Origin of the sequence: Piscinibacter sp. XHJ-5 (genome assembly GCF_029855045.1) — a bacterium.
Classification (GTDB): Bacteria; Pseudomonadota; Gammaproteobacteria; order Burkholderiales; family Burkholderiaceae_C; genus Albitalea.
The window spans coordinates 2,128,593-2,139,290 of the sequence record NZ_CP123228.1 but is presented as its reverse complement, the minus strand read 5'-3'; the positions used below and the strand labels follow the sequence as shown (position 1 = coordinate 2,139,290).

At 71.1% G+C, this 10,698-nt stretch carries 9 protein-coding genes; all 9 read right to left on the bottom strand.

All coding sequences use genetic code 11. The annotated features are described in order from the left end of the window. Positions 1-58 precede the first annotated feature (58 nt). The gene (locus P7V53_RS10015) at positions 59-1,288 is read right to left on the bottom strand and encodes a TIGR03862 family flavoprotein (protein ID WP_280155339.1); all 1,230 of its coding nucleotides are present in this window, start codon (positions 1,286-1,288) and stop codon (positions 59-61) included. Beyond that, positions 1,285-2,829: a hypothetical protein gene (locus P7V53_RS10010; RefSeq protein WP_280155338.1), complete on the bottom strand. Its 1,545-nt coding sequence runs from the start codon at positions 2,827-2,829 to the stop codon at positions 1,285-1,287. The genes P7V53_RS10015 and P7V53_RS10010 overlap by 4 nt, the downstream gene beginning before the upstream one ends. 115 nt (positions 2,830-2,944) lie before the next feature. Continuing rightward, positions 2,945-4,099: a glycosyl hydrolase family 18 protein gene (locus P7V53_RS10005; protein ID WP_280155337.1), complete on the bottom strand. Its 1,155-nt coding sequence runs from the start codon at positions 4,097-4,099 to the stop codon at positions 2,945-2,947. Positions 4,100-4,171: 72 nt separating this feature from the next. Then, positions 4,172-5,461 carry a glycerate kinase gene (locus P7V53_RS10000; protein ID WP_280155336.1) on the bottom strand — a complete coding sequence of 430 codons (1,290 nt, stop codon included), beginning with the start codon at positions 5,459-5,461 and terminating at the stop codon, positions 4,172-4,174. 43 nt (positions 5,462-5,504) lie between these two features. After that, positions 5,505-6,389, bottom strand: a complete 885-nt coding sequence (locus tag P7V53_RS09995; RefSeq protein WP_280156477.1) for a 2-hydroxy-3-oxopropionate reductase — start codon at positions 6,387-6,389, stop codon at positions 5,505-5,507. Positions 6,390-6,403: 14 nt separating this feature from the next. Next, on the bottom strand, positions 6,404-7,165 hold the full coding sequence (locus tag P7V53_RS09990; RefSeq protein WP_280155335.1) for an aldolase/citrate lyase family protein: 762 nt from the start codon (positions 7,163-7,165) through the stop codon (positions 6,404-6,406). An 18-nt stretch (positions 7,166-7,183) separates the two neighbouring features. Continuing rightward, positions 7,184-8,518, bottom strand: a complete 1,335-nt coding sequence (gene gudD, locus P7V53_RS09985; RefSeq protein ID WP_280155334.1) for a glucarate dehydratase — start codon at positions 8,516-8,518, stop codon at positions 7,184-7,186. A gap of 8 nt (positions 8,519-8,526) precedes the next feature. Next, positions 8,527-9,513 (bottom strand): tripartite tricarboxylate transporter substrate binding protein, encoded by a 987-nt coding sequence (locus P7V53_RS09980; protein ID WP_280155333.1) that lies wholly within the window; start codon positions 9,511-9,513, stop codon positions 8,527-8,529. Positions 9,514-9,659: 146 nt separating this feature from the next. Then, complete coding sequence (locus tag P7V53_RS09975; RefSeq protein WP_280155332.1) at positions 9,660-10,694, bottom strand: LacI family DNA-binding transcriptional regulator; 1,035 nt, start codon at positions 10,692-10,694, stop codon at positions 9,660-9,662. Positions 10,695-10,698 lie beyond the last annotated feature (4 nt).

Genomic DNA, 10,698 nt, shown 5'->3' with positions numbered 1-10,698 from the left:
GGAGGGGCAGACTGCGAAGAAGGCGCGCAGTGTGCCATAGCGATGGTGGTGTTTTTTCTCAGCGCATCGAGGCGGCCGCGCCCGCCGCGCGACCCGTCGCAAAACACGCCGTCAGCAGATAGCCGCCGGTGGGAGCCTCCCAGTCGAGCATCTCGCCGGCGACGAAGACACCCGGCAGCGCCCGCAGCATGAGGCCGTCGTCGAGCGCCTCGAAGGGCACGCCACCGGCGCTGCTGATCGCCTCGGCGACGGGGCGCGGACGCGCCAGCGGCAGCGGCAGCGCCTTGATCGCGCCGGCCAGCGACGCCGCATCGTTGAACACCTCGCGCGGCAGCAGCTCGCGCAGCAGTGCGGCCTTCACGCCTTCGATCCCGAGCCGCGTCTTCAGATGCGTGGACAGCGAACGCGAACCGCGCGGGCGCGCGACTTCCGCAGCGACGAATCCGGCGCTGCGTTGCGGCAGCAGGTCGATGTGCGCGAGCGCGACCCCGGTCGCCGCGATCGTGTCGCGCAAGGCGCCCGACGCGGCGTAGACCAGGCTGCCCTCGACGCCGCCTTCGGTGACGATGAACTCGCCCTGCTGATGCAGGCGCGTGCCGTCGGCGCCGTCGAACGACAGCGCGACGTTCTTCAGCGGCTGACCGGCGAATCGATCGCGGAAGAACTCGCTCCATCCGTGCGGCAAGGCGACGTCGAAGCCGCAATTCGATGGCAGGAGCTCGCGCACCGGCACGCCGCGATCGCGCAGCAGCGGCAGCCACGCCCCGTCCGAGCCCAGCCGCGGCCAGCTCGCCCCGCCGAGCGCCAGCACGACCGCCGGCGCACGAGCGACATGGTCACCGGCCGGCGTCGCGAAGCGCAGCCCCGCGCCGTCATCGCCCCAGCCGACCCAGCGGTGGCGCATGTGAAAGCGCACGCCCTGCCCGCGCAGGCGGTGCAGCCAGGCGCGCAGCAGCGGAGCGGCTTTCATGTCGAGCGGGAAGACGCGTCCCGAGCTTCCGACGAAGGTCGTGACACCGAGCCCGCCGGCCCACTGCCGCAGCGCACCGGCATCGAAGGCGCGCAGCAGCGGCTCGATCTGCGGCCGGCGCGCGCCGAAGCGGGAAGCGAACGCATCGAAGGGCTCGGAGTGCGTGAGGTTCAGGCCGCCCTTGCCCGCCAGCAGGAACTTGCGGCCGACGGAGGGCATGGCATCGAAGACATCGACACGGGCGCCCGACTGCGCCAGTGTCTCGGCGGCCATCAGCCCGGCCGGGCCGCCGCCGACGACGATCGCCGAGCGGGTCATCGATAGCCGTGACCGGCCACGCCGAAGGTGAAGGCGAGGACCACATCGACCATGTTCGCGTCGAGTCCGTCGTTCTTCAGCGACTTGATGCGTCCGGCGCCGACGCGCAGCGACAGCGAGGGACTGAGGTCGTAGCCGATGTAGGCGCTGGGCTGCACGATCGCGCCGCCCCGGGTCTCGATGCCGCCTCCGCCGGCCGCCCCGATCACCGCCTCGCCGCCCACATGCCAGCGTCCGCCGACGGGCGACTGCAGGCCGACGCCGATCAGTCCGGCCGTGTAGCCGCCCGCGCCCCCGCCGGCCGCGCTGTGCACCTGGCCGGTGAGGTAGAGGTGCTGCGTGACGAATCGATTGGCCTTCAGCGACACCGCCTGCAGCGCGCGCCGGCTGCCGTCACGCCGCAGCGCCTCGTAGCGCTCGACGCCGCCCGCCCACTCGGTGCGCGTGTTGCGCGGCGGAGCGGTGAGATCGCTCGGGTCGTCGAGGATCCAGTTGAGCGACAGCGCGGCGTGCCGCGCCTTGAAGCTGCCCTGCGGCGCCTGCGTGAGCCCGCCTTCGAGCGACAGGCCGAGCTCGCGCGACAGCCGCAGCGTGGCATAGGCCGCCGCCTTCGTCAGCAGACCGCCGCCCACGTCGACATCGCCGCCGCCTCCCATGCCGAAGGCCGCTCGCCCGCCGACCGTCAGCACGTCGGGCCACACGGTCAGTTCGCTGCCGACGGTGCCGAGGAATTCCGCATAGCCGGCCACGCCGCCGCGCGCTGCGCCGCCGGCTTCGATGCCCCAGTACAGGTGGTTGCCGGCAGCGCGTTCGAGCCGCGCGCCGACGAATCCGATGGAGCGGCTCAGCTCACCTCCGCTGACGAGCCGCGCTCCCGGTCGCGGACGGTAGGTGCCGACCACCGCCTGGACACGATCGAAGCCCATGCCGGAACGTCCGCCGAGGTCGGAGCGCTCGCCGATGCGGTCGCGGGGCACATAGCGGAAATCGGTCTTCGCCTTCCACACCAGGCCGAGCTGGCGGCTGTCGATGTCGCCGTTGGCGAAGCGCACCCGCGAGGCCGACACGCCGGCGAGAAACGGCCCGAAGTCCCACAGCAGGTCGGCATGCGGGCGCAACATGAGGCCGCCACCCACCGGCGCGCTGCCCCCGCCGCCGCCGCCGGCATAGAAGCCGAGGTCCACGCTGAGCGGGCCAGCGAGTGCGTGCTGCCAGGCGAGCTCGCCGCCGACGGTGAAGAGGCCGCCGCGCCTTCCGCTGATGGCACCGTAGACCGCTGGACCTGCGGAGAAGCCGTGGCCGAGGTCGATGAGGTAGCTGCTGCCGACCAGGCCCATGTTCTCGCCGCCCGGCAACTTCAGCTTCTCGATGCCGAGGCGGATGTGCGCCGGTGCCACCACCAGCGGATCGGAGATCGGCTGCGACGCTGCCACGCCGCAGCCGGCGAGGCCGAGGCCGACGAGGCCGGCGCGCAGCCAGCGGGGCAGCTCGCTCAGGCAAGCCGCCGGCCGTGGTGCCGGCCGCACACCGCAATGGGTCATGGGGAAGGGAAAGGAAACCGTCTGGGGGCGGATGGTAGCGGCTGCACGACGGGGCCACGCCGGCCGACCCTCTCACGATGCGCCCTCGGAGGATCGGGGCACCGCCCGCGCGCCGTCACTGCAGCTTGGGCAGCGCCGGGATCGTCTGGCGGCAATCGCCCTTCAAGGGCAGGTTGCGGCACACGAACTGACCGGCGCTGTTCTCGGTCGCGGCCCCGGCGGGCGCCGGCTGGTGCACCCGCTGCTTCCAGATCTGCCACAGCATGAAGCCGTCGTTGGGCTTTCCTTTGGCCTTCACGTAGTTCACCAGCGTCTCCACGTTGTAGTAGGGCGTGGCGACATTGTTCCGGCCGGTCAGCATGTCGGCGTCAGGGGCGACGCCATGGGCCGGGATGCGCAGCGTCGCGTCGCCGGCGCCTTCGGGCGCGATCTCCATCCCGACGTTGATCGGGCCCGGGAAGATCGCCCGGTACGACTCGTAGCCCTCGCGCGGATCGTAGGTGTCGCCGCCGTCGTAGGACATCAGGTTCACATGGCTCAGCTTGGAGGCCCGCGTCTTCACGACCGTGTACATCACGCCGCCGAACGGCGAGCCCGACTGGACCTTCCCCTCCTCGAACGGCGTGCCGCGCACGTAGTAGGCGCCCGTGGACCAGCCGGCGACCGAGATGCCGAGCCGCGCGCCGCGCGCGCCGATCTCGTCGTGCAGGCGGTCGATGATGCCGACGATCTGGCCGTCGGTGTTGCAGCCGAACGAGGCCGCGTCCAGCTTGTTGCAACGGGAGCCCTCGGCCTCCCAGTCAATGTCGACGCCGGACGCGCCCAGGTCCTGGGCGAGGTCGACCACACGGGCTGCATCGAAGTTCGCCCACTCGCTGCCTCGGCTGTAGGCCCACCCGCCGACGGACAACCAGACCTGGGTGCCGCGCGCCTTCAGCGCCGCGATGTTGCTGCGCAGTGCCTGTGCCTGCTGCGGCGTGAGCAGACGCTGGCCGTTGCTCGTCGACGCGCCTTCGACGAACTCGAAGCCGGCCACGGATTGATCGAAGGCATGACTGCCCTTGACATAGCGGGTATCGGGCCTGGCGAACGCCAGGTTCACGTGGGTGAAGTAGTTCGGAATGTTGGCCGGCACGAGGTCCGCAATGCTGGTGTTCCAGCTGCCGGCGTAGCCGACATACATGCGCGGGGCGGCGGGGGTGGCGGCATGTACCGTCGCGGCGAAGACGGCGGCGCCCAGGGCGGCCAGCGAGGATGAGGGGAAGGGCATGAGGTCTCCTGACACGGCGTCGGGAGATTATAACCACTTAAATACCATTTAGATACCAATGTGGCGTGGCTTCTACAGCACCAGCACCGCGCGGAAGTCGTTCACGTTGGTGAAGGTCGGCCCCGTCACCACCAGGTCGCCCAGCGCCTGGAAGAACGGGTACGCGTCGTGGCGCTCCAGCGCGTCGCGCGCGTTCAGCCCCAGCGCCCGCGCGCGCGCCAGCGTGTCGGGCCCGGCCACCGCCCCGGCGTTGTCCTGCACCCCGTCGATGCCGTCGGTGTCGGCGGCCAGCACATGCACCCGCGGCTCGCCCTGCAGCGCCAGCGTGCAGCCCAGCAGGAACTCCGTGGCCCGCCCGCCGCGCCCGCCCGCGGCGCGCACCGTCACCGTCGTCTCCCCGCCCGACAGGATCACGCACGGCGCGGCAAACGGCTGCGCGCGCCGCGCCACCGCCCGCGCCAGCGCCGCGTGCACCTTGCCCACCTCGCGCGACTCGCCCTCGATCTCGTCGCTCAGGATGTGCGCCCCAAGCCCTGCCGCGCGCGCCCGCGCGGCCGCCGCCTCCAGGCTCTGCTGCGGCGTGGCGATCAGCTTGACCACCTGCCCGGCCAGCCGCGCGTCGCCCGGCTTGGGCGTCTCGAACGCGCCGCTGTCCAGCCCGCGCTGCGCCGCCTGCGGCACCGCGATGCCGTAGCGCTGCAGGATCGCCCGCGCATCGGCGCAGCTGCTCGGGTCAGCCACCGTCGGCCCGCTGGCGATCACCGCCGGATCGTCCCCCGGCACGTCGCTGATCAGCAGCGTCACCACCTGGGCCGGCGCGCACAGCGCGCCCAGGCGGCCGCCCTTGATCGCCGACAGGTGCTTGCGCACGCAGTTCATCTCGTCGATGGCCGCCCCGCTGTGCAGCAGCGCCTGGTTGATCGCACGCTTGTCCTGCAGCGTCAGCCCCTCGGCCGGCAGCGACAGCAGCGCCGAGCCACCCCCGGAGACCAGGCACAGCACCAGGTCGTCGGCCGTCAGCCCGCGCGTGAGCTCGACGATGCGCTGCGCGGCGCGCCGCCCCGCCTCGTCGGGCACCGGGTGCGCCGCCTCCACCACCTCGATGCGCCCGGGCGCCGCGCGGTACGCCGGCGGCACGTGCTCGTAGCGCGTGACCACCAGCCCGCTCAACGGCGCCTCGCGCGGCCACAGCGCATCGACCGCCGCGGCCATCGCCCCGCCGGCCTTGCCCGCACCCAGCACCAGCGTGCGACCCTTCGGTGGCGGCGGCAGGTGCTCGCCCATCACCACCTCCGGCCGCGCCCGCGCCACCGCCGCGTCGTACAGCGTGCGCAGCAACTCGGGCGGATTGATCGACTTCATCAGATAGGAGGGTTGTCGCCACGATGGCGCAGCGGCTCGCCCATCACCCCGGCGCCACTTCGTGCCGCGCCATCAGCTCCAGCGCCTTGACCAGCGCCGAGTGATCGAGCTGGTCCCAGCCGTTGGCCGCGCACGCCTGCATCAGCTGCGCCGCCCCGGCCGTCTGCGGCAGCGCCACGCCGATCGCCTTGGCCCCGGCCAGCGCCAGGTTCAGGTCCTTCTGGTGCAGCCCGATGCGAAACCCCGGGTTGAACGTGCGCTGGATCATGCGCTCGCCGTGCACCTCCAGGATGCGGCTGGCCGCAAACCCGCCCATCAGCGCCTGGCGCACCTTGGCCGGATCCGCCCCCGCCTTGCTCGCGAACAGCAGCGCCTCGCCCACCGCCGCAATGTTCAGCGCCACGATGATCTGGTTGGCCACCTTCGTGGTCTGCCCGTCGCCGTGGCCGCCCACCAGCGTGATGTTCTTGCCCATCAGCTCGAACAGCGGCTTGACCCGCTCGAACCCCTCCGGCGTGCCCCCCACCATGATCGTCAGCGAGCCCGCCTTGGCGCCCACCTCCCCGCCGGACACCGGCGCGTCCAGGTACTCGCAGCCGCGCTCCACGATGCGCCGCGCGTACTCCTTGGTCGCCAGCGGCGAGATCGAGCTCATGTCCACCACCGCCTTGCCACGGCTCAGCCCGCTGGCCACCCCCGCCTCGCCGAACAGCACCGCCTCCACGTCCGGCGTGTCCGGCAGCATCAGGAAGACGATGTCGGCCGATTCGGCGACCTCGCGCTGGCTGGCGCACACGGTCGCCGACGCGGCGATCTCGGCCGGCACCTTGCTGCGCGTATGCACGAACACGCGATGCCCCGCCTTGATCAAGTGGCCGCACATCGGCGTGCCCATGATTCCGAGTCCGATGAATCCGAGTTGCATGATGGGTCTCCGTCGAATCAGCTTGCGCGCATCTGCGCCAGCACCTGTTGCGAGCCCGCCGCCATGAGCCGCGCGTCCGAGCTCACCGTGACGAACCGATAGCCCTTCTCCACGCGTCCCCGCGCGACCTGGGGCGTGCCGTTGTGGATGCCGGCCACCAGTCCATGGGCGGTCGCGCGCTCCAGGATGTGCTCGATCGCCTGCGCGACCGGCGGCTCCACGTCGTCGAAGCTGGGCTTGCAGCCGAGCGCCAGCGACAGATCGGAAGGACCGACATAGATCGCGTCCAGCCCCTCCACCGAGAGGATGGCATCGAGGTTGTCCAGCGCCTGCGCCGTCTCGATCATCGCGAAGGTGACGATGGTGTCGTTGGCCGTCTCCGGGTAGTCGGCGCCGCCGTAGAGCAGTGCGCGCACCGGACCGAAGCTGCGCGTGCCGCGCGGCGCATAGTGACTGTAGGCGACCAGGCGCTGCGCGTCCTCGCGGGTGTTCACCATCGGGCAGATCACGCCGTAGGCGCCCGCATCCAGCGTCTTCATGATGATGCCGGGCTCCAGCCACGGCACCCGCACCACCGGCACGGTGGGCGTGGTCGAAATCGCCTGCAGCATGCCGACCATCGCCTGGTAGTCGACCACGCCGTGCTGAAGGTCGATGGTCAGGGAGTCCCACCCCTGGTGCGCCATCACCTCGGCGCTGAATCCGCTGGGAATGGCGAGCCAGCCGTTGACCACGGCCTGGTTCGCCTGCCACATCTGGCGCAGCTTGTTCGGTCTCATTCAGGCACTCCTTCAGTGTCAGCGCACGAGGCAGGGTCGCTTCGGATCGAAGCTCCAGTTCGGCACCAGGTATTGCATCGCGACCGCATCATCGCGCGCGCCGAGGCCATGCTCGCGATACAGCTGGTGCGCCTTCTCGACTTCGGCCATGTCCAGCTCGATGCCCAGCCCCGGCTTCTTCGGCACCTGCACATGGCCGCCTGCGATCTGCAGCGGCTCCTTGGTCAGGCGCTGGCCGTCCTGCCAGATCCAGTGCGTGTCGATCGCCGTCACGCGGCCGGGGGCAGCGGCGCCGACGTGGGTGAACATCGCCAGGGAGACGTCGAAGTGATTGTTCGAGTGCGAGCCCCAGGTGAGCCCCCAGTCGCGGCAGGTCTGGGCGACGCGCACCGAGCCGGCCAGTGTCCAGAAGTGCGGATCGGCGAGCGGAATGTCGACCGACTGCAGCGCGAGCGCGTGGCTCATCTGGCGCCAGTCGGTGGCCACCATGTTGGTCGCCGTGGGCAGGCCGGTGGCGCGACGGAATTCGGCCATCACCTCGCGGCCCGAGAAGCCCTGTTCCGCGCCGCACGGGTCTTCGGCGTATGCCAGCACGCCGCGCATGTCGCGCATCAGCCGGATGGCGTCCTTCAGCAGCCAGCCGCCGTTCGGGTCGAGGGTGACCCGCGCCGTGGGAAAGCGCTCGTGCAGCGCGACGATCGCTTCGACCTCTTCCTCGCCGCGAAGCACGCCGCCCTTGAGCTTGAAGTCGTTGAAGCCGTAGCGCTGCTGCGCCGCCTCGGCCAGACGCACGATGGCCTGCGGCGTGAGCGCCGTCTCGTGGCGCAGGCGCAGCCAGTCGTCCTGCGCGTCTGGCTCGCTGCGGTACGCCAGGTCGGTCTTGCCGCGGTCGCCCACGTAGAACAGGTAGCCGAGCATCTCGACCGCGTCGCGCTGCTGGCCTTCGCCGAGCAGCGCGGCGACCGGCACGTCCAGGTGCTGGCCCAGGAGGTCGAGCAGCGCCGACTCGACGGCCGTCACCGCATGGATGCTGGTGCGCAGGTCGAAGGTCTGCAGGCCGCGGCCGCCCGCATCGCGGTCGGCAAACTCGCGCTCCATGCGGCGCAGCACCTGCAGGTGCGCACCGACCGGCTGGCCCACGACCAGCGCCGCTGCGTCTTCCAGCGTGCGGCGGATCTTCTCGCCGCCCGGCACTTCGCCGACGCCTGTGCGGCCGGCGCTGTCGGTGAGGATGAGCAGGTTGCGGGTGAAGAAGGGACCGTGCGCGCCGCTGAGGTTCAGCAGCATGCTGTCGCGGCCCGCGACCGGGATGACGCGCAGCCCGGTGATCGTCGGAGAGGAAGACGTGGCCATGGGTGTGCTCACTCGGCGGTGATCTTGCCGATTTCGATCACCTTCTTCCAGCGGACGTACTCCTGCTGCTGGTAGGCGGCGAACTGCTCGGGCGTGTTGGCGACCGTTTCGAAGCCGAGGTCGGCGAACTGCTTCTTCACCGCCGGGTCGGCGAGCGCGGCCACGACGGCGGCGTGCAGCTTGGACCGGACGTCGCCCGGCAGTCCCTTGGGAGCCAGCACCGCCTGCCACGAGTAGACGTCGACGCCGTTGACGCCGGCCTCGGCCAGTGTGGGCACGTCGGGCAGCGTCGCGGCGCGCTGCTTGCTGGTCACCGCCAGCGCGCGCAGCTTGCCCGACTTCACGTGAGGCACCACCGCATTGATGTTCTGGAACGAGAGGTCGACCTGGCCGCCGAGCAGGTCCTGCATGACCGGGCCGCCGCCCTTGTACGGCACGTGGATGCCGGTGGTGCCGGTCTGCTGCCAGAACACCGCCGCCGTCAGGTGGTCGGACGAGCCGTTGCCGGACGAGGCGAAGGTGACCTTGCCGGGGTCCTTCTTCAGCGCCGCGAGCACGTCGGCGACGCTCTTGTAGGGCGATGACGCCGGCACCGCCAGCACATTGGGCGCCTGCACGGCGATGGTGATGGGATCGAAGTCATGCAGCGGGTCGTACTGCAGGCCCTTCATCAGGTGGGGAACGATGACCAGCGGTCCGAGCGAGGTGACGAACAGCGTGTAGCCGTCGGGCGCGGCGCGCTTGACCTGGCCGGCGGCAATGGTGCCGGTCGCGCCCGGCTTGTTGTCGGTGAGCACGGTCTGGCCGAGCCGCTCCTGCATCTTCGGACCGATGGCGCGGGCCACCGTGTCGGTCGAGCCGCCCGGCGGGAACGGCACCACCAGCGTGATCGGCTTGGCCGAGGGCCAGGCCTGGCCCGAACCGGCCGTGGCTTGCGCCTGGGCGCCGCCGGCAGCGACGCACGCCAGGACGACGGCGGACAACAACTTCTTCATGGCATGTCTCCTGTAGAGCGGGTGGGCCCGCGGCGAACTCGTGGATCCGGCGGCTGGTAGCGCTACCGTTCAGAGGCACAATGGTAGCGGTACCATGGGTCGTCTTCAAGCTGGTTCGCGTACGCGGATCTACGTATCGAAAGGACTCAGACGCTGTCGCGCTCGACGATCGAGAAGCCGATGTCGACCACGCGCTGCGCCACCGCCCGCCCCTCCGCGCGATCGACGATGAAGCGCGCCGCCTGCCGGCCGATGGCCGTGCCGTCGATGCGCACGGTGGTCAGCGCCGGCTGAAGATCCGCCGCGAACTGCAGGTCGCCGAAGCCCATCACCGCGAGGTCGTCCGGCACCGACAGGCCGCGCGCCTGCGCCTCGGTGAGCACGCCCAGCGCGAGGAGATCGGAGCTGCAGAACACCGCATCGGGCGGGGACGTCTGCATCAGCAGGTCGTTCAATGCGATGCGGCCGCTGCGCAGCGTGGTCGGCGCCGGCACCTCGACGATCCGCACCTTCGGAAGCCGCGCGGCCGACGCCGCGGCAATGAAGCCCCGGTTGCGGCGCTGCGCGCGCTCGTCGTCCCCCGACACGATGGCCAGCCGCCGATGGCCCTTGGCCCGCAGATGCTGCACGACGGCGCGGCCGACTTCGTCGTGCGAAAAGCCGACCAGCATGTCGATCGGGGTCGGCGTGAGGTCCCAGGTCTCCACCACCGGAATGCCGGCGGACAGCAGGCGGCGCCGGCCCTGCGCCGAATGCACGATGCCGGTCAGCACGATGCCGTCGGGGCGGCGGCCGATGATGGCCTCGAGCAGCGCGTCCTCGCGCGAGTCGACGTAGCCGCTCTGGCCCAGCATCAGCTGATAGCCCTCTGCGGCAAGCGATTCGGTCAGCGCCTGCACGGTCTCGAGGAACACCGGCCCGGCGATGGTGGGCACCACGGCCGCGACCAGCCGGCTGCGCGACGACGCCAGCGAACCGGCAAGGCGGTTGGGCACGTAGCCGGTTCGCTGGACCGCTTCGGCGACCTTGCGTCGGACCTCCTCGGACACCTGCTCGGGCTTGTTCAGGGCGCGCGAGGCGGTGATCGGCGCCACACCCGCCAGGCGCGCCACCTCGTGCAACGTGATGGCGCCGGTGCCGCGGCGGGCACGGCGCGAAGGGACGGCGGCATCGATGGTCATCGTG

Bases quoted from the DNA above. Each gene is read 5' to 3' on its own strand.
- P7V53_RS10015 (WP_280155339.1), bottom strand. From the start codon at position 1,288: ATGACCCGCTCGGCGATCGTCGTCGGCGGCGGCCCGGCCGGGCTGATG.
- P7V53_RS10010 (WP_280155338.1), bottom strand. From the start codon at position 2,829: ATGACCCATTGCGGTGTGCGGCCGGCACCACGGCCGGCGGCTTGCCTG.
- P7V53_RS10005 (WP_280155337.1), bottom strand. From the start codon at position 4,099: ATGCCCTTCCCCTCATCCTCGCTGGCCGCCCTGGGCGCCGCCGTCTTC.
- P7V53_RS10000 (WP_280155336.1), bottom strand. From the start codon at position 5,461: ATGAAGTCGATCAATCCGCCCGAGTTGCTGCGCACGCTGTACGACGCG.
- P7V53_RS09990 (WP_280155335.1), bottom strand. From the start codon at position 7,165: ATGAGACCGAACAAGCTGCGCCAGATGTGGCAGGCGAACCAGGCCGTG.
- gudD (WP_280155334.1), bottom strand. From the start codon at position 8,518: ATGGCCACGTCTTCCTCTCCGACGATCACCGGGCTGCGCGTCATCCCG.
- P7V53_RS09980 (WP_280155333.1), bottom strand. From the start codon at position 9,513: ATGAAGAAGTTGTTGTCCGCCGTCGTCCTGGCGTGCGTCGCTGCCGGC.
- P7V53_RS09975 (WP_280155332.1), bottom strand. From the start codon at position 10,694: ATGACCATCGATGCCGCCGTCCCTTCGCGCCGTGCCCGCCGCGGCACC.